We start from the raw sequence: 23,737 nt of genomic DNA, 5'->3' as shown, positions 1-23,737 counted from the left end.
ACCGGAGGTCTTCCTTATGCGTCATCCCCCGACGGAGTGTTCACAACCTCCCCGGGAAGTACATCTAGGTGTCGAGCTGCTGGTTGTGCGACTCGGTGACGAACGTCGCCGCTGCGTCCCGGAGGTCTTCTGCGGATATGGCGGTCATCCAGAGGGCAGAACCAACGCCGTCATGGGCACAGCGGTCGAATAGGCCGCGCACTACGTCGGGGTCAGTGCAGCGAGGATGGCTTCGACGTGGGGCATGAGGCCGTCGAGGGCGCTAGTGGTGTTCATCGTGCCTTCACCTCCACCCCGGTCAGGTGCGACACGAGGACTCGGATGGACTCTAACCGCTCTGAAATGTCGTCAGCGTGTAGCTGCCACCGAGTGTGGTTGTAGAGCAGGTCTTCCAGCTCCTCCACGAGGTCCGTGGTGGGGTCGTCCCACGGCTTGGGGGCGGAGGCTGCGTCGTCATCCTCCGTGCAGTCATCGAGCGCCCCGGCGAGGCGGTACATGGCGTCCTGCATGTCCGATGCGGCGGTTGCGACCGCCCACGGCGCGGAGCCGAGGGCAGGGGCACGGTCATAGAGTGCGGCGACGGTTGCGGGGTTGATGCTCCGACGGACGATGTCGAGCACCTGGCGAAGTTCGCCGTGAGTCGGTGTCATGGTGGCTGCCTGTTCTGCAAAACCGGGACCGCACAGGCGCAGTAAGGGTGACCTCATATTGCACGTTAGTTGCACGGACCCGGTTTCATAGCTAGTCGGTTATGTACTTTGACCAGCGCAAACAAGGGGGAAAGCGGTGGGCCCTGTGGGGCTCGAACCCACGACCTGCGGATTAAAAGTCCGTAGCTCTACCAACTGAGCTAAAGGCCCGCAAACGCACCCCGCAGGGCGAGGTGCGTCGTTCAGTCTAGTGCATGCACTACTTCTGCATCGAACCGGTCTCCAGGAACCGGGTGTGGAACTCGAAGGCCTTCGACAGGTCGTGCGGGGTCTGCTGGAACTTGCTCTTGGACGCAGCCTCGACGTACTCCTCCAGCAGCGGCTTGTAGGAGTCGTGGGCGATGCCGATCATCTTCTTCACACGGTCCCGCGGTGCCAGGCCGCGCAGGTCGGCGAATCCGTTCTCCGTGATGATCACCATGGCGTCGTGCTCGTGGTGGTCGATGTGGGAGGCGAAAGGCACGATGGCGGAGATGTCGCCGCCCTTGGCGATCGACGGGCTGATGAACGAGGAGACCTGCGCATTACGGGTGAAGTCACCCGAGCCGCCGATGCCGTTCATCACGCGCGAACCGGACACGTTGGTGGAGTTGATGTTGCCGTAGATGTCGGCCTCGATCATGCCGTTGGTGGCGATCAGCCCGAGTCGACGGATGACCTCAGGGTGGTTGGAGACCTGCTGCGGGCGCAGGATGATGTTCTCTCGGTAACGCGCCGCCTCCGAGTTCATCTTCTCCGCGTACTCCGGGGACAGCGAGAAGGACGTCGCCGAGGCGACGGTCATCTTGCCGGCGTCGATCAGGTCGACCATGCCGTCCTGGATCACCTCGGTGTAGGCGGTGATGTTCTCGAACTTCGAGTCCAGGAGCCCGGCCATCACGGCGTTGGGCACATTGCCCACACCGGACTGCATGATGTAGCGGTCGTACGCCAGGCGTCCGGCACGGACCTCGCCCTCCAGGAAGTCCAGGAAGTAGCCGGCGATCTTCTTCGAGGTCTCGTCCGCCGGGGTGAACGGTGCGTTGCGGTCAGGACGGTCAGTCTCGACGACGGCGACGACCTTGCTGGTGTCGAACTCGAGGGCCGTGCCGCCGATGCGGTCACCCGGGGCGGTGATGCCGATGGGGGTACGCTGCCCGGCAGGCTCGATGCGGTAGATGTCGTGCATGCCCTCGAGGTCGCGCGACTGCCACTCGTTGATCTCGATGATCACCTTGTCCGCGGCGTCGATGTACTCGATGTTGTTGCCCACGGCCGAGGACGGGACGACCGTGCCGTCCTCCCGGATGGCGACAGCCTCGATGATGGCGACGTCGAACTTGCCGAAGAAGCCCTCCTGCACCTGCTTACCGAGGTGGGAGAGGTGGATGTCCCAGTACTTCGCCTCACCGGCGTTGATCTGCCCGCGCAGGACCGGATCGGAGTTGTAGGGGGTGCGGAAACTGATGGCGTTGGCCTCGGCGAGGACACCGTCACAGTCGACGGCGGTCGAGGCGCCGGTGAACAGCTCGATCTGGAAGTCGTCGCCGCGGTCGTGGGCCGCCTTGGCGCGCTCGGCGATGGCGGTGGGGAGGGCCTTGGGGTAACCCGCTCCGGTGAATCCGGAGGTGCCCACCTTGTCACCGTTGTTGACGAACTCCGCAGCCTCCTGCGCCGTCATGACCTTCGACTTCAGTCCGCTGTGTGCGATGCGATCAGACACTCTTTCTCCTCAATTTGTCCCGTTGTAATCGGAATTATCTCTGCAAATATCACAATTTGTTTCTGTAGCAAACGTGACCTCTGCCACCATTGATAGCACACCAGTGCTGAACGACGGCAGTTCACAGGACTGTGCGGGTGTGACCACACACTCCCGAGTGTAATAGCCCTCCAGATCACATCGCTTTGCACCTCCCCCGCCCTGGTGTGAGAATCAGGGGGTGAGCACCCCAACGACCACCGCACCTGCACCCGCACTCTCCATCGGCCGCTTCGACCTCGACTCCCCCGTCGTCCTGGCACCGATGGCAGGGGTGACGAACGTCGCCTTCCGGACGCTGTGCCGCGAACAGGAACGCGAACGCATGGGAAGTGTCGCCGGGCTCTACGTCTGTGAGATGGTCACCGCGCGCGCACTGGTGGAGCGCAATCCGAAGACGATGCACATGACCACCTTCGCCGCGGACGAGGATCCCCGTAGTCTGCAGCTCTACACGACCGACCCGGAGTACACCTACCGTGCGGCGCGGATGATCGCCGAGGAGGACCTCGCCGACCACATCGACATGAACTTCGGCTGCCCGGTACCCAAGGTCACCCGGCGCGGCGGCGGCTCCGCACTTCCGTTCAAGCGGCGGCTCTACGCGTCCATCGTGCGGGCGGCCGTCAGGGCCGTGTCGGACGCCGGGCACCCCGAGATACCGGTGACGGTGAAGTTCCGTGTCGGTATCGACGACGACCACCACACCCACCTGGACGCCGGACGTATCGCCGCGGACGAAGGCGCGGCAGCTGTCGCATGTCACGGCCGTACCGCCGCGCAGCGGTACTCGGGCACCGCTGACTGGGAGCAGATCGCCCGGCTGGTGGACCACATGGACGGCACCGGAGTCCCCGTGCTGGGCAACGGCGACATCTTCAAGGCGTCCGACGCAGCGACGATGATGGCCCGGACCGGATGTGACGGAGTCGTCGTCGGCCGGGGGTGCCTGGGCCGCCCCTGGCTGTTCGCGGAGCTCTCCGCCAACCTCTGCGGACTCCCGGTCCCTGAGGAGCCGACCCTCGCCGATGTCTGCCGCATCATCATGCGGCACGCCGAACTCCTGTCCGCCCACGAGGGCGAGAAGTACGGGGTACGTGAGATGCGCAAGCACATGGCCTGGTACATGCGCGGCTTCCCTGCCGGCGGCGACGTCCGTCGGCAGCTCTCCCAGATCACCGACCTGGAGACGCTGCGCACGGTCCTCGACCCGATGTGGGATTCGGACGCCAGGGCCGTCGACGCCGACGGTGCCCGCGGTCGCCAGGGGTCGCCCGGCAAGGTCGCACTGCCGGACGGCTGGCTCGATGACCCCGAGGACCTGAGCAGTGCGGTTCCGGAAGATCCCGAGGCCGACGGAGCAGCCACCAACGGCGGTTAATGGCCCGGGCAAAAGTACCCGGTGTTCACCGAGCGAAATAGGCGTCCCGCCCGTACACTGGCGCCATGCGTACCGTGTATCAGGAACAGATGCGGATCTTCGCCCATGAGCTCGCTGTCATGGCCGACCAGGTCCGGCAGATGATGTCGCAGGCGTGTGACGCCCTGTTCAACCAGGACATCGACACCGCTGAGCAGGTCCTCACGTCGGTCACGTCGATCGAGGAACTCCGCCAGAGTGCTGAGACACGGTCCTTCGAACTGCTGGCGTTGGAGGGCCCCGTCGCCCGCGACCTGCGGCAGGTCGTCTCCGGTACCTACATCGTGGAGGATCTCGCCCGTATGGCGACCCTCGCGGTCCACATCGCCCGTACGGCCCGCCGCAGGCACCCCGAGTCCGCGGTACCGGAGATCACGCAGCCCTACTTCCGTGAGATGGCCCGGCTGGTCGACGGCATCGGGGAGAAGTTGCACGACGTGCTCGTGACCTACGACCCCGAAAAGGCGATGGAACTGGCTCTCGACGACGATGCGGTCGACGACCTCCACGAGCACATGTTCCACATCACCGGCAAGAAGGAATGGCCCTACCCTGTCTCCGCGGCGGTGGACGTGACGCTGCTCTCCCGGTTCTTCGAGCGCTACTCGGACCACGCGGTGAACATCGGGACCCGCGTGGTCTACCTGGCGACCGGGAAGCGCCCCCAGGAGTACGAACTGTCACGCCGCTCCGAAGAGCAGCAGGAGACGATGCGCGAGCAGTTCGACGAGATCCGTCGCCGCTACGGCTCGGACTCGTTCTAGTCCGCCCGACTGGCCACGGACAGCGCCGCCAGCGCAGCGTCAGCCAGCACCTCCGGGGGCTGCGCCGCATCCACCCGCACCCCCGGTTCATCGGCCCGGAGACGTTCCAGTTCGGCGTACTGCGCCTGCAGGACGTCCTCCTCCGGATAGGCCCCGGTACGCTTCAACGACCGCTCCCGGATGACGTCGGCGGTGCCGTGCACGTGCACGAAGAACACGAAACCTTCTGCTTCACGGAAGATGTCCCGCGCACGGCGCCCCAACCCCAGGCTCACCACGACCGTCGAGTTCCCCTGCTCCGCCTGCTCGGTCAGCCAGTCGCGGATGGCGTAGGCCCACGGCAGCCGTTCCTCCGGCGTGAGGAAACCACCCTCCTGCATCTTCCGACGGACGTCATCGGGCTGCAGGTCCACCGCAGTGGCCGCGGTGAAACCGGTGCGCTTCTGCAGTTCTGCGGCGAGCGGCGCTTTACCGCTGCCGCTCACCCCCATCAGGACGATATGTACCGGTGCCATCACCGACTCCTTTCCACTGTGCCCCCACTCTGGCACAGAACTGCCGACGGGGGTGGAGAAGGTCTAGCCGAAGCGTCCTGAGATGTAGTCCTCGGTCTCTCTACGGTCGGGGCTCTCGAAGATCTTCTTCGTCGGGCCGACCTCCACCAGGGTCCCCGGCTTGCCGGTGGCCTCCAGCGAGTAGAACGCGGTCTGGTCGGAGACCCGCGCAGCCTGCTGCATGTTGTGGGTGACGATCACGATGGTGAACTCCTCCTTCAGCTCGTGGATGAGATCCTCCACGGCCAGGGTGGAGATCGGGTCCAGCGCCGAACACGGCTCGTCCATCAGCAGGACCTCGGGTTCCACCGCGATGGCACGGGCGATGCACAGGCGCTGCTGCTGACCGCCCGAGAGGCCGCCCCCCGGCTTGTCGAGCCGGTCCTTGACCTCCTCCCACAGATTCGCCGACCGCAGGGAGCGCTCGGCGACCTCACGCAGCTTCTTCTTGTTCTTCTCCCCCGAGAGCTTCAGTCCGGCGATCACGTTCTCCTCGATGGACATCGTGGGGAACGGGTTCGCCTTCTGGAAGACCATGCCGATCGTGTTGCGCACTGCGACCGGGTCAATGCTGCGACCGTAGATGTTCTCCCCGTCGAGCAGAATGTCCCCCTCCACGTAGGCGCCGGGAATCACCTCGTGCATCCGGTTCAGGGTGCGCAGGACGGTGGATTTACCGCAGCCGGACGGCCCGATGAACGCCGTCACCGAACGGGGCGGCACCTCCAGGTTGACGTCCTTCACCGCATGGAAGTCGCCGTAGTAGATGTTCACGTCGTGGAGATCGAGGCGTTTCGCCATGGGACAGTTTCCTTAACTGGACTTGATCGAGAACTTGTTGGAGATGATCCGGGCGCCGATGTTCAGTGCACCGATGAGGATCACCAGGGTGAGTGCCGCCCCCCAGAGTCGGGACAGCACCTCGTCACTGGCCTGGAGCTTGTACATCTCCAGCATGAACAGCGGCAGGGAGCTCTGGTTGCCGTCGAAGACGTTCCAGTTGATCACCGGTGTGGCCCCGACCAGGATCAGCACCGGGGCGGACTCCCCCATCACGCGTGCGACGGCGAGCATCACACCGGTGACGATGCCGGACAGCGCGGTGGGCAGCACGATACGTACGATCGTCTTCCACTTCGGCACCCCCAGGGCGTAGGCCGCCTCACGCAGGTCCATCGGGACGATGCGCAGCATCTCCTCGGTGTTACGGACGATCACCGGCACCATCAACAGCACCAGTGACAGGGAGACGGCGAACCCGGAGCGCTCGAAACCGAACATGGTGATCCACATGGCGTAGACGAACAGGGCCGCCACGATGGAGGGCACGCCGGTGAGGATGTCGACCATGAACGTGGTCATGCGCCCCAGCCACCCGCCCCGGGAGTACTCCACGAGGTAGACGGCGGTGAAGATACCGACAGGCACGGAGATGACGGTGGTGACGGCCACCTGGGTGAGCGTTCCGATGACGGCATGCACGATGCCGCCACCGGCGATGTTCGAGAGCTGCCCGAACATGTCGAAGACCCACCAGTCGACGCTGAGCAAGGCGGGGACACCCCGCTGCACCAGGACGAAGAGCACCCACACCAGCGGGAGGATCGCCAGTCCCATGGTCGCGTAGATGACCGCGGTGGCCATGGCGTTGCGGGCTTTGCGTCCGGTGGAGATGTCGCTGAAACCGCTCGGCGCGAGTGCGGAGTGCGGACGGTTGTCGAGATCAGTGGGCCCGGTGGGTCCGCTGGTTGCAGACGTTGCCATCGCTGTCGTCCTCCACTACTTCCTGTTGTTGACCAGGGATCTGGCAGCGGCATTGACCAGGAAGGTCAACACGAACAGCACCAGTCCGGCGGCGATGTAGGCGCCCGCCTTGAGGTCGTCGTTGAATTCTGGCGCGGCGTTGGCGATGGCGGTGGCGAAGGTCGTTCCACCGTCCATCAACGAACCGCGGAAACCTGGTGCCGAGGCGATGACCATGTAGAGCGCCATCGTCTCCCCCAACGCCCTGCCGAGCCCCAGCATCGCGCCGGAGATGTAACCGGACTTGCCGAACGGCAGTACCGTCATCCGCACGACTTCCCACCGGGTCGCTCCGAGAGCGAGCGCGGCCTCGACCTGTCCACGGGGCGTCTGGACGAAGACCTCGCGGGCGGTCGCGGCGATGATCGGCAGGATCATGATCGCCAGCACCACGCCACCGGTGAAGATGTTGCGGCTGGTGGAGAACGCCGGGGACGTCCCCTGTTCCCAGTCGAAGAGGATGAAGCCGCCGGCCCAGCCGACGAGCCACTCGTAGAATCCGCCGAGGGCCGGCCCGAGGACCTGCATGCCCCAGATGCCGAAGACGATCGACGGCACCGCCGCCAGAAGGTCGATGACGAAGCCCAGGGGGCGCACCGCACGCTTCGGGCAGTAGTTCGACAGGAAGACGGCGACGCCGAGTGCGACGGGCATCGCGATGACGAGTGCCAGTACGGAGACCATCACGGTCGTGAAGAACATGTTCGGGACACCGAACTGCATCCAGCCGCCGTCGTTGGAGCTGTAGTTCAGGTCCCACCGGTCACCGTAGGTGAAGAAGCTGAACAGCCCGTCGCGCTCCCGCGACAACGCCGGGATGGCCTGGAGAAGCAGGAACAGCCCGATGGCGCCGATGATGACCGTGATCAACACGGCCGCACCGGTGGACAGGGACTCGAAGACCCGGTCGCCGGTGCGTTTCACCGCTCCTGCGGCACTACCGGTGCCGGTGTCACCGACCACGGTTGTCCCTGCAGACTCCCGGTCCTGACGTCCGTCCTGTGGGGTGCCGGTGTCCGTTCCCGACTCCGTCCCCGGGTGTGAGTTGGTCATACTACTGGAGTGCGTCCACGGCGGTCTCGAGCTTCTCCTTGAACGAGCCGCTCAGCGGGATGTAGCCCGCCTCTTCCAGCTGGTCGTTCTGGTTGTCGAGAATGGTGTGCAGGAAGTCCTTGACGCGGGCACCGGTCTCTTCGTCGTAGCCGGCCGAGCAGACGATCTCGTAGGTCGTCAGCGCCAGCGGGTAGGCGCCTTCCTCCTTCATGCCGAAGAGCGCCTCGGAGTCGACGACGAGGTCGTTGCCCTCGCCGGAGAAGGCGACCTGGTCCAGCGCCTTGTTGACGGTCTCGGCGTTCAGCTCGGTCGGGCCCGCACCGAAGTCAAGATTGGCGATGCCGAGGTCATTGGCCGTCGCGAAGCCGGACTCCACATAGGTGATGGAGCCGTTGGTGGCCTTGACCTGGTCGGCGACACCCGAGGAGCCCTGTGCACCGGAGCCGACGCGGGTGGGGAAGGTCTTGCCCTCGTCCTCCCACAGGCCGTCGGTGGCGGTCTTCAGGAAGGACTGGAAGTTGTCGGAGGTGCCCGACTCCTCGGCCCGGTAGAGGACGTCGATGGGCATGTCGGGCAGAGCCACGCCCTCGTTCTCCGCGGCGATGGCCTCATCGTTCCAGTTGCGGATGTCGCCCTTGAAGATCTTGGCGACCGTGTCGACGGAGAGGTTGAGGTCATCGACGCCGTCGAGGTGGAAGGCCACCGCGACAGGTCCGACGACCATGGGGAGGTGCCAGGCGGGATTGTCCCCGCAGCGCTTCGCAGCCGCCGCGGCCTGTTCCTCGTCGAGGGGTGAATCCGATCCGCCGAAGTCGACCTGGTCGGCGATGAACTGCTTCTGACCGGCACCGGAACCGGTCGCGTTGTAGGCCAGGACGGCGCCGGGGACGGAGGACGAGTAGGAGACACCGAACTGCTCCATCGCCTTCTGCTGGGAGCTGGCGCCCTCACCGCGGAGTTCACCCTGGGTATCGGAGAGTTCATAGGAGCTCTCCGAGGCGGTACTCCCCTCGCTGTCACCGGAGTTCGAGTTCGAGCAACCGGTGAGGACGAGAGAGCCGGCGGCGACGGTCGCTGCCGCGGTGGTCAGCGTGCGGCGGCGGGTGGTCGAGATCTTCACAGTGGGTAGTCCTTACACATGCGTTGTGGGTTGACGACGCACCGTACGTTAACGCCCCTTGGTGGACGTCAGACACCGTGAAGGTGAACGGAAGATGAATACTCAGATCAGGCCCCGGTAGACCACGTCCCGGTGCACGACGTCGAACCCGAGACGCCGGTAGGTGGCCACCGCCGGGACGTTGTCACCCTCCACGTAGAGGTCCACTGCGTCCGCACCACCGTCGAGCAGGTACCCGATTCCGAGCAGGGTGACCGGTCCACCCAGGCCGCGGCCGCGTGCGGCGTCAGCCAGGCACACCACGTACACCTCCCCGTGCGGGTCGCCCCCTGGACGTTTCGTCCAGTGGAAACCCAGGCACTCACGGTCGTCGAAGAGGAAGATCACACCGTTCGGGTCGAACCAGTCCGTGCTGCGTGCCTCCTCCAGCTTCCCGAGGTCCCAGCCACCCTGTTCCGGGTGCCATGCGAACGCCTCGTTGTTCACCCGGAGCCATTCGGTGTCGACGTGCTCCACCCCGAAGGCCTCGCACGCCGCGGGGTAGTCCAGGACGGTCAGCCCCTCGCGCTCCACGGTGGCTTTCGCCTCGTCCCGTCCGGCGAGCAGGGTGGCCCGGCGGTCGGCGTCAGTGCAGTCGACCGACATCTTCAGCAGTTCCCGCACGGTCCTCGCGCGGCGGCCGTCGGCGAAGTTCCTCGCCGACTCCAGATCGCCGTGCGACCAGACGCTGAGCTGGCGCTCGACATCCAGGTGACGGCCTATCTCCCGCAGCATCCCGGTCGCCACTCCACGGCGACGGGCATCCGGGTGGACGGCCAGTTCGGCGACATAGGACGGGTTCACCGACACCACCCCGACGAGTTGTCCGTCGACCTCGGCGGTCAGATGACGGTAGCCGTCCTCGCCCACCTCGATACTGCGCAGGAACGCCTCGCTGTAGGCCGGCACCCCGTCCGCCTCTTCGACGGCGGAGAGAAGGCTCCGGATCTGTTCGGCGGTCCCGTGGTCCCGCGCGGCATCACCGGGGAAGAACTCCCGGTGCACAGGGTTCAGCGGCTTGTTCTTCGCGTTCATCGCGGGTCTCCTCAGGGGGCGTCGAGTTCCACAGCTTTGTACCCCACATTACGCACCGTGGCGATGACCTTCTCGTACTCGTGACCGAGCTTCGCCCGAAGTCGACGCACGTGCACGTCGACGGTGCGGGTCCCTCCGAAATAGTCGTAGCCCCACACGTCCTGCAGGAGCTGCTCACGGCTGAAGACCCGCCCCGCATGCTTGACCAGGAAGTACAGCAGCTCGAACTCCTTGTAGGTCAGGTCCAGTGGGCGGCCTTCGACACGTGCGACATAGGTGACCTCGTCGACGATCAGACCGCCGATGGTGGCGACCTGGCTGTCCTCGGCCTCCTCGACGGGGACGGGGCGCCGCGTCATCAACATGCGCAGGCGTGCGTCGACCTCCGTCGGGGTTGCCGAGGGGAGAAGGAAGTCGTCCACCGCCCACGACCCGTCCAACGCGATGACACTGGTTTCCTCGATGGCGACGGACACCGGCAACGTCGGATATGCGGCAGCGACCGACCTGCAGAGGTCCCTGGCGCCCAGGAGGTTGCTTCCGGTGACGTCGATCATCACGACCTCGGCGCCGCCGATCTCCTTGACGGATCCCGGCACCGGCGGGAGGAGCACCACCTCATGGGACAGCAGGGCCAGCGACGGAAGCACCTCTGAGACCTCATCTTTGTCAGAGAGCACGGTCAGTTTCACGGCCGTCGTCCTTCCTTCGGTGTGTCTCGCCGGGAACGCTCCGCTCCGGCACCGTCACCACTTTACACCGGCCGGACCTGCACAATCCCGGCGACCGACCGCTGCAACAGCATCGAAACGAAGACGTAACAATGCACTCATTCGGCGCAGCCCCCACCGCTTTGTATGCTGGGGCGGTGACCGAGACCACCCGCCAGAGCACAGGACGCCGCCCCCGACGGACGGTGACGACCGTCGTCCTGATCGTGGTCGCCGTGCTCGCGGCGACTCTCGGAGTCGCCGTGGTGGCGGACAGCCTGGTGGCCGCGCGGGTGGAGAAGAAGATCTCGGACCGGATCTTCCGGGAGTCACACCTGGCCACACCTCCCCACGTCCAGGTGACCGGGCTTCCCTACCTCGCCGCCGTCTTCACCCACGAGGTGCCGTCGATCCAGGTGGAGTCCACGGACGTGGAGATCCCGGGATTCGGACGGGTGACGGTGTCCTCCTCCGCCACGAAGATCACGCTGGGCAAGGACGCCGTGTTGTCAGGGGACTTCACCGACGCCCCGGCGCGCGAGGTCTTCACCCGCATCCAGATGGACACCGTCGAGCTCGGCGACCGTATGGGCATCGACGACCTCGGGCTGGCGTCCCAGGACGACTCCTCCCCGACCGGCGGCTGGGAGACCGAGGCCTACCTCTCCGGCTCTCCCGACGGCCTGCCGGACGAGGACTCCGGACGCTACGAGGTCGCGGTCCGTCTGCGTGTGTGGCAGGGCGACGTCTACCTGACACCGACGGAGATCACCGACACCCCGAACTCCACCTCCCCCGATGACCTAGCCCACGACGTCACCGAGCGGGTCCTGGACGCCTTCACGCTGGAGCTTCCCGGCGAGAACCTGCCGTTCCGCAGCCCCCCGCGACGTGTGTACACCGCCGGCGGAACATTGTTCATCGAGGCAGAACAGAACTACACACGCGTCAGCGTGGCGGACCTGGCGCCGCAGTCGGGCCCGCTGAACGAGGACGAGCAGGCGGGACTCTGATCCCCGGGACGACCCGGTACGCTGTCAGACATGACTAGCGACAACCCCATTTCAGGTAACGAGGCCGTCGCCCGCGCGGAAGAGCAGGCCAAGCAGACCGCCGGGCGCAACATCCCCACCATCGGTGACCTCCCCGTCGCCGAGGACACCGCCAACCTCCGTCAGGGGCCGAACCTGCACGACGGGCTCCTGGCGCTGCTGCCGCTCGTCGGCGTGTGGCGGGGCGAAGGCCACGCCTCCCCCGTCGGAGGCTCCGACGAGTACGCGTTCGGCCAGCAGATCGTCTTCGCCCACGACGGCGAGAATTACATCAGCTACAACTCGCGGATCTGGCGCCTCGACGACAAGGGCGAGGCCACCGGCCAGGACGTCCGGGAGACCGGTTTCCTCCGCATCAGCGAGAACGACGACATCGAGTTCCTCGCCGTGCACAGCACAGGTGTCGTGGAGGTCATGTACGGCCGCCCGCGCAACGAACGTGCCTGGGAGCTCGAGAGCGCCTCGACGCTGGCGTCCGAGACCGGCCCGCGTGCCTTCGGCCCCGGTAAGCGTCTCTACGGCCTGATGCCGAACAACAACCTCGGCTGGGTCGATGAGCGCATGGCGAACGCGGCGGACGGCGGCAGCGGGGACCTGGCCCCCTGGATGTCCGCCGAACTGTCCCGCGTCATCGGGTAGCCGTCCGGCTTTCCCAGCTCAGGCAGTGGCTGCCTCGACGGCCATCGCCTCGACCTCGTCGGCGACCGCGGGCCGGGACAGCTCCGCTCCGTCCAGCTCGGTGACCCTGGCGTGGATACGCACCGAGGACACCAGCCACACGCCGTCGGCGGCCCTCAGGTCCGCCACCGTCAACGGTCGCTGCTCCGTCTCCCATCCGTTCCGGCGTGCCAGTGCGAACAACGCCGCCTGGGTGGTGCCGGGGAGGACGCCCGCCTGCTGACTCGGAGTGACCATCGTCCTGCCGGTCACCGCGACCACCGTGGAGGTGGGGCCCTCCAGGACGCGGTCGTCGTCACCGATGAAGATGACGTCGTCCAACCCCTGTGAGGCGGTATGGCGGAGAGCTGCCATGTTCATCGCGTAGGACAACGTCTTCGCCCCCACCAACGCCCAGGGTGAGTCGTCGGAGATGCTGAGACTGAAACCCCGGTGTGCGGTCATGACCCGCACCCCCTGCTCGCGCTGGCGCACCGCGGAGGGCGACTCGGCGCTGACCGTTACCCACCCGGTCACTCTGCCGGTCGACTCACGCCCCCTCGAGTACATCCACCGCAGGGCCGCCTCCCCGCCACCGAGATCCTCCCACGCGGACAACGCCATGTCGGTGGCCTGCACCCACCGGTCGACGTCCGGAGCCGGCAGGTCAAGCAGCGACGCGCCCCGGACGAAACGGTCCCGGTGGAGGTCGAGATTCCGGACGCGTCCGGCCCGCACCATCATGGTCTCGAAGATGCCGTCGCCGCGTCGGGCCGCCAGGTCGTCGATGTACATGACGGGCACAGTCGCGTCGATGACCTCCGGCGGCAGGTCCTCTGCGGGGCGGACGTCGACGGCGATGTCACGGGGGTTCTCGGCGGTGTTCGCGGCACTCATGGCGACCAGTGTAGGGGTTCGCCCCTGACACGGGGACCGATCGGTACTAGGGTGGATGGTGTGAGTCAGACGCACAGCCCCCTGGTTGACCATGTTCCAGGGGCAAGCACGGAAGATGGTTCAGGCTTCGAGGGGCACCAGGGACTCCTGGTTGCCACGGCGAGGCACTACGGACGGCCGCTCATCGAGCAGTCGCTCGTGGACGAGGGTGGCACCGGGGTCACTGACGGGTGGTCACACACGGCGATCACGGTGACGGGGCCGGACGCCGCCACGTGGCTGAACGACCTCATCTCCCAGAAGGTCGACGCCATGACGGTCGGTTCGTCGACCCACGGCCTGATCCTCGACATCCAGGGACGTGTCGAGCATGCTTTCGGGATCTCCGCCGTGGCCGACGGCACGTTCCTGTTGGACGCTCCGGGGGACTCGGATGCCACTGCGCTGGCCGATTTCCTGTCCAGGATGGTGTTCTGGTCGCAGGTCGAGGTGTCGACGCCGGAGTTGTCGCTCATCAGCGTGGTCAACCCGGACGCATCGCCCGCGGCTGACGCCGGCACAGGTGTTCCCGAAGGGGTTTCCGGGCTGTCCGGATTATCCGGGGGCCCGGCGGACTCCGTCCGGTACTGGACGACCCGCACCCTCGGCGGGCACCCGGTGACCGATGTATGGGTCGACACCGCCGGGCTGGCAGGCTGCTGGGACGCCCTGGTCTCGGCCGGGGCCCAGCCCGTCGGAGGCTGGGCCGCGGACGCATTGCGGATCCGTGACCGCCGGCCGCTGCTCGGCATCGACACCGACGAGCGGGTGATACCGCACGAGGTGCCCGGCTTCATCGGTGGCGACACCCCGAGCGCACACGGCGCCACGCAACTGGCGCGTGCGGACGACGGCCCGACCGCGTCGGCAGTGCACCTGAACAAGGGATGCTACCGGGGCCAGGAGACGGTCTCCCGCGTCCACAATCTGGGACGCCCCCCAAGACAGCTGGTGGTGCTGCAACTGGACGGCTCCGGCCAGTCGCTGCCCGAGGTCGGTGCGGCAGTGCTCGCGGGCACACGGAGCGTCGGGCGGATCGGACTCACCGTCCAGGACGCTGACGACGGTCCGGTGGCGCTGGCCCTCGTGAAACGGCAGGTCATCGAGAAGCTCGCGGCGGACCGGGAGACGGGCGGACACGAGACACCCCCGTTGACCGTCGACGGCGTCGATGCCGCCGTGGACCCGGACGACGTCGTCGTCGACAACACCGTCCGACCGGGCCGCGCCGCGGTGGACAGACTGAGGGGAAAAATCTGACCGGCATTCACCTGCGCATACAGTGATGACACGCGATTCGGGGCGGGTCTGGTTCTGACAAGTGCGCCTACACCCGCTATGGTGGGGACAGAACAGAATCACTGAAAGATGCGAGAGCAGCTCAAATCCCTGGCTGCTCCATTGACAACCCGAGGGGGTCAGGCCATGGGTCGCGGCCGTGCCAAGGCAAAGCAAACCAAGGTTGCCCGTCAGCTCAAGTACAGCTCTCCAGACATGGATCTCGAGAGTCTCCAGCGTGAGCTGTCCACTGAGAGTGGGCATTCCACCGAGGACGACTACGAGGAGTGGGACGACTGGAGTGCCGAGGAGGACGAGGGCCGCTGACGGCCTTTCTCCGTCCCTTCATGCAGTGAACGCCGGTGCCCGTACCGGTCCATACCGTTGAATCAGCGACGTGGGCCGACCCGGACGCCGGTTTTCGCGTACCCCGACAACGGACAGAGGGCGGTTTCCGGGTACGGATGCGCCGAGTCACGTGACTCAACGCATCCCTACCCGGAAACCGCCCCGGCCCCGCCGACGTCAGGTGCGCGGGTACTCCCCCACCAGTTCTGCGCGGGCAGCGGACTCGTTCTCCGAGCCGTCCTCGGCCGCCAGCCGGACATGACCCAGGTTCCAGGCGTCGATGTGGCGGGCGGTGAGCATTGCGAGTGCACGCTCCGCATCGTCCTCACCGACGACGGCGACCATGCCGACGCCCATGTTGAAGGTCTTCTCCATCTCGTCCTGCGAGACCTTGCCCAGCTGGGCGATGGTGCGGAACACCGGGGCGGGCTCCCAGGAGCCGCGGTTGAGCTCGGCGACGAGCCCCTCGGGAATGACCCGGGCCAGGTTGGCGGCCAGGCCACCTCCGGTGACGTGGGAATAGGTGTGGACGTCACACTCGGCTGCGAGGGCGAGGCAGTCGAGGGCGTAGATCTTCGTCGGCTCCAGCAGTTCCTCGCCGAGAGTACGCCCGAAGTCGGAGACGTAACCGTCGAGTTCCAGACCGGCCTTCTCGAGGAGGACGTGGCGGGCGAGGCTGTACCCGTTGGAGTGGAGCCCGGAGCTGGCCATGCCGATGACGACGTCACCGTGCCGCACCCGGTCGGGTCCCAGCAACTTGGCTTCCTCGACGACGCCGACGGCGGTCGCGGAGACGTCGTACTCGCCGGGCTCCATCAGCCCCGGGTGCTCCGCGGTCTCCCCACCGAGGAGGGCGCAACCTGCGTCGATGCAGCCGGCGGCGATGCCGGAGACGATCTCCGCGACGTGCTCCGGCACGACCTTGCCGATGGCGATGTAGTCCTGCAGGAACAACGGCTCAGCGCCGCAGACCACCAGATCGTCGACGACCATGGCGACCAGGTCACGGCCGATGGTGTCGTGTTTGTTCATGGCCTGGGCCACCGCGAGCTTCGTCCCGACGCCGTCGGAACCTGAGGCCAGGAGGGGCTTGTCGTAGTCCCCGAGGGCGAACAGGCCGGCGAAACCACCGAGCCCGCCCCGGACCTCGGGCCGGGTGGCTTTCTTGGCCAGGGGCGCGAACATCTCGACGGCACGGTCGCCGGCCTCGATGTCCACGCCGGCGGCAGCGTAGCTGGCGCCGCCGGAGTTGTCGCGGGGATCGGTCAGGTCAGTCAAAGTAATACGCCTTCACTCGCGGTGATTGTCGTGCAGGATCCTCCTGCATTTAGCCGAACCCAGCCTACCCGGTGCGGTGTCCGATCCTCCTACTCAGATACCCCGGACCACGGGAATCCAGTGCGATACGTCACCGGCGTGTGCACCTGAGACCTCCGCACCCGCGGCGACGGCACCGTCGATGTCGATGATTCCCCCGGCCAGTCGCAGCCACGTCAGGGCATCGCACTGGACCACGTTCGGCGGTGTCCCCCGTCGGTGCACCGAGCCTTCGACGCACTGGACGGCGGCAAAGGGCGGCACCCGCACCTCGACGCTGTGCCCCGGGGCGTCCTGCTCCAACTGGGCGGTCGTGAGCCGCACCGCAGCTGCGACGGCACTGCGTGACGGTCGGGGCTCATTCTCAGGGTCCTTGACCCATGGCCACACGTCCTGCAGCGCCGTCCGCACTGCGGCGGGGTCTGTCGTCTTCCTCGACCTCTCTGGCATGACCTCGATGATACGGGGATGGCCCGGACTGTAGGATATTGGACATCATCAGTGAGACGAAAGGCAGATTGTGGCAGTAACAGGCGCAGACGAGCAGGGGCGGACGCTGCAGTCGGAGACGACACTCCGGTTCATGGCGGCGCCGACCGACGTCCTGATGCAGGGTGCCCGGGGTGTCCACGGCGGCCGAGTCCTGGAGTGGATCGACAAAGGTGCCTATGCCTGTGCTGTCGGCTGGTCCGGCGCGTACTGCGTGACGGCGTACGTGGGCCACATCCACTTCACCCGTCCGATCCCTTCCGGCCACATCGTCGAGGTCCGGTCGCGCATCGTCTACACAGGTCGGTCCTCCATGCACATCGTCAACGAGGTGCTCTCCGCGGATCCACGTGAAGGTGTCTTCACCCGTGCCTGCGACTGCCTCGTGATCTTCGTGGCCATGGACGAGAACCGTAAGTCAATGCAGGTCCCCCATTTCGAGCCTGAGACCGAGGCTGGAGTACGGATCCAGCAGGCCGCCCTGTCGCGTGTGCAGCTGCGTAAGGCGATCGAAGAGGAGATGCTGAAGCAGAGCTACTCCTCCGATCCGGCGGCAACCACCGCTCCCCGCATGACCCACCGCTTCATGGCCAAGCCCACCGACGTCAACTGGGGTGGGAACGTCCACGGCGGCACCGCGATGGAGTGGATCGACGAAGCGGCGTCCGCCTGCACGTCTGCGTGGACCGGTGAGCGCACCGTGGCTGTCTACGCGGGTGGCTTCCGTTTCTACCGCCCGGTGCATATCGGCGACCTCGTCGAGGTCGAGGCCCGGGTGATCCGCACCGACGTGCGCAGCATGTCTGTGTCGGTGCACCTGCGCGCCGGTGACCCGCGTGAGGGGACCGGCAATCTGCCGGTCGGCATCCACGCGTCGATGACATACATCTCGACGGACATCGACGGCAACCCGCTGGCCGCCCGGCAGTTCACGCCCACCACCCCGGAAGACAAGCGGCTGTCCCAGCACGCTGCCACGCTGCGCGAACTGCGCACCAAGTACCGGCCGATGCCGCTGGTGGAGCCGCTGCGGGACGAGAGCCAGTACCCGATGAACTAGTCAGAAAACCTGGACGTCCACGATCTGATAGTCGCCGTCGCGTTCGAGCATCAGGACGGAGCCCTTGTAGCTGTCATCGCCGTCCACGACACCGACACGAACAAGACTGTCCACTTCCTCTCTTGAGTAGCCCTCATCGTCGAGCATCTCGTAGAACTCGTCGATGTCCCCGAGCGTGGTCATCTTGAGCTGGTCCCCCGCGAGTGCCTCACCGGCAGTGAGATCGCTGCCGCCGAACAGTGAGTCCATACCGCTGAAGGAGCCGTCCCCACTGAGCTTCAGCTGCGACAGGACACTGTCCCGGTCCTGGTAGGTGGAATTCTCCTGGATCCAGGAGCGCAGGTCGTCCGAGTCGCCTTTCGTGAGCATCTCATTGGTGGTGCTCTTCGCGTCCTTCAATTCGTCGCCCCCTCCGAAGAGACCGAGCGCCCACCCTGCCAGCCCGACGATGACGGCGGTGACCACCGCGGTGATGCCGATGGCGAGCAGCTTGGACTGCGTGAAGGAGTCCTGGACCTGCCGCGCGGTGGCGCCGGCCTGTTGCTGGAACTGCGCGCCCCTACCAGGTGCCGCTGCACCCGCGGGCGAGGGCTGCTCCCCGATGTCGAGCACAGCGAGCTCGCGAAGGGAGGCGACGTCTATATCTGGCGCGGAAGGATCGTCGAGCCGCTGGTCATAGAGCGAGCGCCTGGTGTCGTTGCCGAGGACTGCGCGGGCAGTGGACAGTTGGTCACGCGTCCAGTCGTCCTCGGACGCTGTCCTCGCGAGACGAGCGTCAATCTCGGCGGCAAGGTCGGCGGACGAGGCCTGTCGGGACAGCCCGAGGGACTGGTAGAGGTCAAAATGTGCCATGAGAGTGTTTTCCTTCGTGATCTGCAGGTTCGATGACGGTCTAGTACCGGGAGATGTCGGTGATGCGGTAGTCCCCGTCACGTTCCACCAGGGTCACGATCCCCTTGTAGTTGTCGGTGTCGTCCCGGATGCCGATGACGACAATCGACTCCGCCTCCTCCTTGCTGATTCCCTCATCCTCGACATCCTCAAACAGGACCTCCGGTGACTCTCCAGCAGAAATGGCCAACTGCTCGACGGTCAGTCCCGTCGACGCATGCAGTCCGGAACCGCTGAAGTGCGAGTCCATCCCGCTGAAGCTGGAAGATCCGGAATCGGAGACATTCATGGTGGACAACACATCGTCGCGGGTCTCGTGCACTGTGTTGGCCTGCAACCAGCCCCTCAGGCCGTCTGCGCTGTTCTGCTCGAGCATCTCGTCGACGACCTTCTTGGGCGAAGAGAAATCAGTGGTTTTGCCACCGCTCAGCGCGCCGATCCCCCATCCGACCAGCAACACAACCACGGCGGTCACGACAGCGGTGATGCCGATCGCCAGCCCCTTCGACTGCCGGAAGGAGTCCTGGACCTGCTTGCCTGCCACGGTCGCCTTACCCCCGGCACTCCGGGCGAACTGCCCTGCCTGCTGCTGGAACTGTCGTCCACTCCCAGAGTGTCGGTCGACCTGAAGCGCAGCGAGCTCCTTCAGCGACGCCACGTCGATGTCTTCGGCGGCCGGGTCGTCGAGCCGCTGGTCATACAGTGAGCGTCGGGTGTCATTGCCCACCACGGCCCTGGCGGTGGTCAGTTCGTCGACAGTGGCAGCGTCATCCTGCGGTACCGCTGCCAGTCTGTCGGCGAGTTGCCGGTCGAGCTCCCCGGTGGGGGCACTCCTGTCCAGTCCCAATGACTGGTAGATGTCATAGTGCGCCATGAGAATTCTTCCCTCTTGAAAACGTAGGAGGCCGTACAGGCATCCGTTGAAGTCAGAGGAAGCTTACCAATGTCTCAGGCATCAGACGGCCCGTTGTGAGGAAATCTCCCCACAACGGGCCGTCTAGCCTGGCGAACCGTCGCCCCGGGTTACTCCACGACGGAGTTTGCCCCGACCGCGTGGCTGAACAGGGAGGGCAGTGTCCCTTCCCAAGCCTGCCTGGCGTCAGCGACCGACAGCGTGAACTCCGCATCGGCGGTGGTGACGGCAATCTGCGCGGCGGCCGCCGAGCCAGCGCCGTTGTCCCCGTCGGCTGAGACACCGGATCCGATGCGGCTCACCGGGACGCCATGACCGGCGAAGACGGCCTCGACCTTCTCCACGGCGGACGGGTCCGCGGCGTCGACGGCCACGAGCACACGTGTAGCGGTCTCCGAGAAAAGGCCGGTGAACAGGTCGGCGACAGCATCGCCGGATATGGCTTCCGCGGACAGGGCAGCGACGGGGTCCACGGACACCGACGCCCCCGACTGCACGGCGTACTCCACGACAGCCTGCGAGAGACCTCCCTCGGACAGGTCGTGAGCCGAAGCGACCACACCGCGCAGTTCCCCGAGCGCGGCGCCGAGGCGCTGCTCTGCCGACAGGTCCACTACCGGGGGCATTCCCGCGAGTGCGGAGTGCGCGACCTGCTGCCAGATGGAACCGCCGAGTTCATCGGCCGTCTCCGCGCCGGCGAGCAGGAGCACGTGGTCCCCTGCTTCGGGGCGCGTCGGGATCCGGGTTGCGACGTCGTCAATGGTGCCGAGGACGGCGATCACCGGTGTCGGCAGAATGGCCTCCGCACCGGTCTGGTTGTAGAAGCTGACGTTGCCGCCGGTGACCGGGACAGCCAGTTCCGCGCACCCGTCGGCGAGACCATGGACGGCCTCACGGAACTGCCACATCACGCCGGCGTCCTCCGGGGACCCGAAGTTCAGGCAGTTCGACACCGCCACCGGAGTCGCGCCGGTCACCGACACATTGCGGTAGGCCTCCGCGAGTGCCAGCCGGGCACCGGTGTTCGGGTCGAGCTTCGTGTACCGCCCGGAGGCGTCGGTCGACACGGCGATACCCCGGCCGGTCTCCTCGTCGATGCGCAGCACGCCGGCATCCGCGTCCTTCGCAAGGACGGTGTTGCCACGCACGTAGCGGTCATACTGCTCGGTGATGAACGCACGCGAGCACAACGCGGGCGATGCCGCGAGGTCGAGCATCGTCTGACGGACCTCCTCGACGGTGGACGGACGGGTGAGACCGGGCTCGGCGTTCAGGGCGTCCTGGGTCTCCGGACGGGCGACGGGACGCTCGTACACTGGTCCTTCGTCGGCCATGGTGGCCGCGTCGGCGTCGACCACGACCTCTCCGCGGTGCTCGATGACCAGGTGCTCGCCGTCGGTGACTTCACCCAGGTCGGAGGCGATGACCTCCCACTTGTCGCAGATGGCCATGAACGCGTCGACGTTGTCCGGGGTGACCACGGCCATCATGCGTTCCTGGGACTCCGAGGAGAGGATCTCCGCAGCGGTCATTCCTTCGGCACGCAGGTGCACCTTGTCCAGGTTGACGTGCATTCCGCCGTCACCCGCGGCGGCGAGTTCTGCGGTGGCACAGGACAGGCCCGCACCGCCGAGATCCTGGATACCGACAACCACTCCTGCGTTGTACAGGTCCAGGCAGCACTCGATGAGCACCTTCTCTGCGAAGGGGTCACCGACCTGCACAGCGGGGAGTTTACGCTCGGCACCTTCCTCAAAGGTGTCGGAGGCGAGGACGGAGACGCCGCCGATGCCGTCCAGCCCGGTGCGGGAGCCGAAGAGGATCACCCGGTTACCGACGCCGGAGGCGAACGCGAGTTTGAGGTCATCACTCTTGAGGGTACCCACGCACAGTGCGTTGACCAGTGGGTTACCCGCGTAAGACTCGTCGAAGACGGTCTCACCGCCGAGATTCGGCAGGCCGAGACTGTTGCCGTACCCGCCGACACCGGCGACCACGCCGGGCAGCACGCGCTGGGTGTCCGGGGCATCGGCGGCGCCGAAGCGCAGCTGGTCCATCACGGCAACCGGGCGTGCGCCCATGGCCATGATGTCGCGGACGATGCCGCCGACACCGGTCGCCGCGCCCTGGTAGGGCTCGACGTAGGACGGGTGGTTGTGGGACTCCACCTTGAAGGTGACGGCGTTACCGTCCCCGATGTCGATGACGCCGGCGTTCTCTCCGATACCGGCGAGCATCTTGGACTTCATCTCGTCGGTGGTGGTCTCACCGAAGTACCGCAGGTGCACCTTGGAGGACTTGTAGGAGCAGTGCTCCGACCACATCACCGAGTACATCGCCAGTTCGGCGTCCGTGGGACGACGGCCGAGGATGTCACGGATGCGCTGGTACTCGTCGGGCTTCAGGCCCAGCTCGGCCCACGGCTGGTCGAGTTCCGGGGTGGCGGACGCGTGGGCGACGGTGTCATTCACGACGTTCACGGGATTCTCGTCAGTCATATTTGTTGTATCTCCTCAGGCTGCCACGGAACCGACGGCGGACAGGAACATCTGCAGACCGTCCAACGACGGTCCGGTCAGGGTCTCGACGGCGTGTTCCGGGTGCGGCATCAGGCCCACGACCCGGCCGTTGGCGGAGCTGATTCCGGCGATGTCATTGACCGACCCGTTGTAGTTGTCGGTGTAGCGGAAGACGACACGCCCCTCAGCCTCAAGCTCGGCGACGGTGTCGGCCGAGGCCTGGAAGCGTCCCTCACCGTGCTTGGACGGGATGAGGATCTTCTGGCCCGCCTGCAACGAGCTGGTCCACGCGGTCTCCGCGTTCACGACTTCCAGTACCGCATCGGTGCAGTGGAAGTGAAGTCCCTGGTTACGGGTCAACGCACCGGGCAGCAGGCCTGATTCGGTGAGGATCTGGAATCCGTTGCAGATACCGAGGACCGGCATTCCCCCAGCCGCCTTCTCAACCACCGAGTGCACCACGGGCGCCTGGGCAGCGATGGCCCCGGAGCGCAGGTAGTCCCCGTAGGAGAACCCTCCCGGGACGACGACGGCGTCAACCTCTTTCAGGTCTGCATCCGCGTGCCACAGCTCAACGGCCTCGGCGCCGGCGATGCGGACGGCGCGTGCGGCGTCAACGTCGTCCAACGTCCCGGGAAAGGTGATGACACCGATGCGCGCGGTCACTCGGTGACCCCGGCGGATCCGGCGATCTCGGCGGACACGACCTCGTAGTCCTCGATCACGGTGTTGGCGAGCAACGTCGAGGCGACGCGCTCGAGGTCCCCGGCAGAGACGGAGTCATCGACCTCCAGCTCGAACCGCTTGCCCTGACGGACATCGTTGACTCCGGAGACGCCGATACGCCCCAGCGCACGGACGACGGCCTGTCCCTGGGGATCCAGGATCTCGGCTTTGGGCATGACATTGACTACGACACGTGCCACGAGTTTCCTCTTGTTTCCTTGCTGTTAGCTGTAGGTGGGGAACAAGGCACAACCATACCGGGTGGCACGGACATCGCGAACCGACGGTCTCAGGGCTGCGTTCGACTCTGCAGTCCCGCGGTAATCGTCCGGCCGGGCCACAAGGGAGCACGAAAGACGATGTCCGCCACTCCCGCCCCGTGACAGTCCCCTGCACCCCTTACCGTAACCGGTCCATCCGGATCATGGATGCCGTCTCCGCAGGTTGAACTGCGGAGACCTGAGCACGCGTTCAGAACAGAAGACACAATAGAACATTTGTTCTATTCAGTTCCTGTTTCCAGTTCCGGTGTCCGCCCTGTGCGATACAGTGTTCGTATCCAAGGAGGGGACACCATGACCAGCACCCACACCACCGAACCC

At 66.0% G+C, this 23,737-nt stretch carries 25 protein-coding genes and 1 tRNA gene; 7 read left to right on the top strand and 19 right to left on the bottom strand.

Annotated features, from left to right (window positions below; genetic code table 11):
* Nucleotides 1-64: 64 nt before the first annotated feature.
* From FS507_RS17715 to FS507_RS15670, 4 genes are all read right to left on the bottom strand, one after another.
* Entirely contained in the window at nucleotides 65-202 is a 138-nt protein-coding gene (locus FS507_RS17715; RefSeq protein WP_186314728.1) for a hypothetical protein, read from the bottom strand.
* Between the two features lie 70 nt (nucleotides 203-272).
* Entirely contained in the window at nucleotides 273-650 is a 378-nt protein-coding gene (locus FS507_RS15680) for a hypothetical protein (protein ID WP_145943708.1), read from the bottom strand.
* Nucleotides 651-787: 137 nt separating this feature from the next.
* Nucleotides 788-860 (bottom strand) — tRNA-Lys (locus FS507_RS15675).
* 49 nt (nucleotides 861-909) lie between these two features.
* Nucleotides 910-2,412: an acetyl-CoA hydrolase/transferase family protein gene (locus tag FS507_RS15670; protein WP_145943707.1), complete on the bottom strand. Its 1,503-nt coding sequence runs from the start codon at nucleotides 2,410-2,412 to the stop codon at nucleotides 910-912.
* Nucleotides 2,413-2,632: 220 nt separating this feature from the next.
* Between FS507_RS15670 and dusB the strand changes: the two genes are divergently transcribed.
* A complete protein-coding gene (dusB, locus tag FS507_RS15665) occupies nucleotides 2,633-3,832 on the top strand; it encodes a tRNA dihydrouridine synthase DusB (protein ID WP_145943706.1) in 1,200 nt (399 codons plus the stop codon).
* 65 nt (nucleotides 3,833-3,897) lie between these two features.
* Nucleotides 3,898-4,635: a phosphate signaling complex protein PhoU gene (gene phoU, locus FS507_RS15660; protein ID WP_145943705.1), complete on the top strand. Its 738-nt coding sequence runs from the start codon at nucleotides 3,898-3,900 to the stop codon at nucleotides 4,633-4,635.
* Here the strand turns inward: phoU and FS507_RS15655 are convergent.
* The 7 genes from FS507_RS15655 to FS507_RS15625 form a co-directional block, all read right to left on the bottom strand.
* Entirely contained in the window at nucleotides 4,632-5,150 is a 519-nt protein-coding gene (locus FS507_RS15655; RefSeq protein ID WP_075812329.1) for a gluconokinase, read from the bottom strand. The two genes, phoU and FS507_RS15655, sit on opposite strands and share 4 nt — an antisense overlap.
* Before the next feature lie 63 nt (nucleotides 5,151-5,213).
* Nucleotides 5,214-5,990, bottom strand: a complete 777-nt coding sequence (gene pstB, locus FS507_RS15650) for a phosphate ABC transporter ATP-binding protein PstB (protein ID WP_145943704.1) — start codon at nucleotides 5,988-5,990, stop codon at nucleotides 5,214-5,216.
* 12 nt (nucleotides 5,991-6,002) lie between these two features.
* The gene (gene pstA / locus FS507_RS15645) at nucleotides 6,003-6,953 is read right to left on the bottom strand and encodes a phosphate ABC transporter permease PstA (protein ID WP_145943703.1); all 951 of its coding nucleotides are present in this window, start codon (nucleotides 6,951-6,953) and stop codon (nucleotides 6,003-6,005) included.
* Nucleotides 6,954-6,968: 15 nt separating this feature from the next.
* Complete coding sequence (pstC, locus tag FS507_RS15640; RefSeq protein ID WP_145943702.1) at nucleotides 6,969-8,045, bottom strand: phosphate ABC transporter permease subunit PstC; 1,077 nt, start codon at nucleotides 8,043-8,045, stop codon at nucleotides 6,969-6,971.
* Between the two features lies 1 nt (nucleotide 8,046).
* On the bottom strand, nucleotides 8,047-9,159 hold the full coding sequence (gene pstS, locus FS507_RS15635; protein ID WP_145943709.1) for a phosphate ABC transporter substrate-binding protein PstS: 1,113 nt from the start codon (nucleotides 9,157-9,159) through the stop codon (nucleotides 8,047-8,049).
* Nucleotides 9,160-9,267: 108 nt separating this feature from the next.
* Complete coding sequence (mshD, locus tag FS507_RS15630) at nucleotides 9,268-10,239, bottom strand: mycothiol synthase (RefSeq protein ID WP_145943701.1); 972 nt, start codon at nucleotides 10,237-10,239, stop codon at nucleotides 9,268-9,270.
* 11 nt (nucleotides 10,240-10,250) lie between these two features.
* Nucleotides 10,251-10,931, bottom strand: coding sequence for a winged helix family transcriptional regulator (locus tag FS507_RS15625; RefSeq protein WP_145943700.1), 681 nt, complete (start codon nucleotides 10,929-10,931; stop codon nucleotides 10,251-10,253).
* Between the two features lie 176 nt (nucleotides 10,932-11,107).
* Between FS507_RS15625 and FS507_RS17710 the strand changes: the two genes are divergently transcribed.
* Complete coding sequence (locus FS507_RS17710) at nucleotides 11,108-11,962, top strand: LmeA family phospholipid-binding protein (protein ID WP_260853561.1); 855 nt, start codon at nucleotides 11,108-11,110, stop codon at nucleotides 11,960-11,962.
* Between the two features lie 30 nt (nucleotides 11,963-11,992).
* Nucleotides 11,993-12,640 (top strand): FABP family protein, encoded by a 648-nt coding sequence (locus tag FS507_RS17705; RefSeq protein ID WP_186314726.1) that lies wholly within the window; start codon nucleotides 11,993-11,995, stop codon nucleotides 12,638-12,640.
* 18 nt (nucleotides 12,641-12,658) lie between these two features.
* Here FS507_RS17705 and FS507_RS15615 read toward each other — a convergent pair whose 3' ends face one another.
* Nucleotides 12,659-13,555: an aminodeoxychorismate lyase gene (locus FS507_RS15615; RefSeq protein WP_145943699.1), complete on the bottom strand. Its 897-nt coding sequence runs from the start codon at nucleotides 13,553-13,555 to the stop codon at nucleotides 12,659-12,661.
* A gap of 60 nt (nucleotides 13,556-13,615) precedes the next feature.
* Between FS507_RS15615 and ygfZ the strand changes: the two genes are divergently transcribed.
* Complete coding sequence (ygfZ, locus tag FS507_RS15610; RefSeq protein WP_260853560.1) at nucleotides 13,616-14,854, top strand: CAF17-like 4Fe-4S cluster assembly/insertion protein YgfZ; 1,239 nt, start codon at nucleotides 13,616-13,618, stop codon at nucleotides 14,852-14,854.
* Nucleotides 14,855-15,019: 165 nt separating this feature from the next.
* On the top strand, nucleotides 15,020-15,199 hold the full coding sequence (locus FS507_RS15605; RefSeq protein WP_038553056.1) for a DUF3073 domain-containing protein: 180 nt from the start codon (nucleotides 15,020-15,022) through the stop codon (nucleotides 15,197-15,199).
* 198 nt (nucleotides 15,200-15,397) lie between these two features.
* Here FS507_RS15605 and purM read toward each other — a convergent pair whose 3' ends face one another.
* Both purM and FS507_RS15595 read right to left on the bottom strand, forming a co-directional pair.
* Entirely contained in the window at nucleotides 15,398-16,498 is a 1,101-nt protein-coding gene (gene purM / locus FS507_RS15600) for a phosphoribosylformylglycinamidine cyclo-ligase (protein ID WP_369803640.1), read from the bottom strand.
* A gap of 93 nt (nucleotides 16,499-16,591) precedes the next feature.
* Nucleotides 16,592-16,987 carry a sterol carrier family protein gene (locus FS507_RS15595; protein ID WP_145943696.1) on the bottom strand — a complete coding sequence of 132 codons (396 nt, stop codon included), beginning with the start codon at nucleotides 16,985-16,987 and terminating at the stop codon, nucleotides 16,592-16,594.
* Nucleotides 16,988-17,120: 133 nt separating this feature from the next.
* Here FS507_RS15595 and FS507_RS15590 point away from each other — a divergent pair, with 133 nt between their 5' ends.
* Nucleotides 17,121-18,086, top strand: a complete 966-nt coding sequence (locus tag FS507_RS15590; protein ID WP_083650474.1) for an acyl-CoA thioesterase — start codon at nucleotides 17,121-17,123, stop codon at nucleotides 18,084-18,086.
* Here FS507_RS15590 and FS507_RS15585 read toward each other — a convergent pair whose 3' ends face one another.
* The 5 genes from FS507_RS15585 to purS all read right to left on the bottom strand — a co-directional run bounded on the left by FS507_RS15585 (nucleotide 18,087) and on the right by purS (nucleotide 23,335).
* Entirely contained in the window at nucleotides 18,087-18,938 is an 852-nt protein-coding gene (locus FS507_RS15585; RefSeq protein ID WP_145943695.1) for a hypothetical protein, read from the bottom strand.
* A 40-nt stretch (nucleotides 18,939-18,978) separates the two neighbouring features.
* Complete coding sequence (locus FS507_RS15580) at nucleotides 18,979-19,851, bottom strand: hypothetical protein (RefSeq protein ID WP_145943694.1); 873 nt, start codon at nucleotides 19,849-19,851, stop codon at nucleotides 18,979-18,981.
* A gap of 149 nt (nucleotides 19,852-20,000) precedes the next feature.
* Nucleotides 20,001-22,388 (bottom strand): phosphoribosylformylglycinamidine synthase subunit PurL, encoded by a 2,388-nt coding sequence (gene purL, locus FS507_RS15575; RefSeq protein WP_145943693.1) that lies wholly within the window; start codon nucleotides 22,386-22,388, stop codon nucleotides 20,001-20,003.
* A gap of 15 nt (nucleotides 22,389-22,403) precedes the next feature.
* A complete protein-coding gene (gene purQ, locus FS507_RS15570) occupies nucleotides 22,404-23,075 on the bottom strand; it encodes a phosphoribosylformylglycinamidine synthase subunit PurQ (protein WP_145943692.1) in 672 nt (223 codons plus the stop codon).
* The gene (gene purS, locus FS507_RS15565; RefSeq protein ID WP_145943691.1) at nucleotides 23,072-23,335 is read right to left on the bottom strand and encodes a phosphoribosylformylglycinamidine synthase subunit PurS; all 264 of its coding nucleotides are present in this window, start codon (nucleotides 23,333-23,335) and stop codon (nucleotides 23,072-23,074) included. The genes purQ and purS overlap by 4 nt, the downstream gene beginning before the upstream one ends.
* Nucleotides 23,336-23,737 lie beyond the last annotated feature (402 nt).

This window comes from Corynebacterium glyciniphilum AJ 3170, assembly GCF_007673095.1.
Classification (GTDB): domain Bacteria; phylum Actinomycetota; class Actinomycetes; order Mycobacteriales; family Mycobacteriaceae; genus Corynebacterium.
This window is presented reverse-complemented; position numbering and strand designations above follow the sequence as displayed.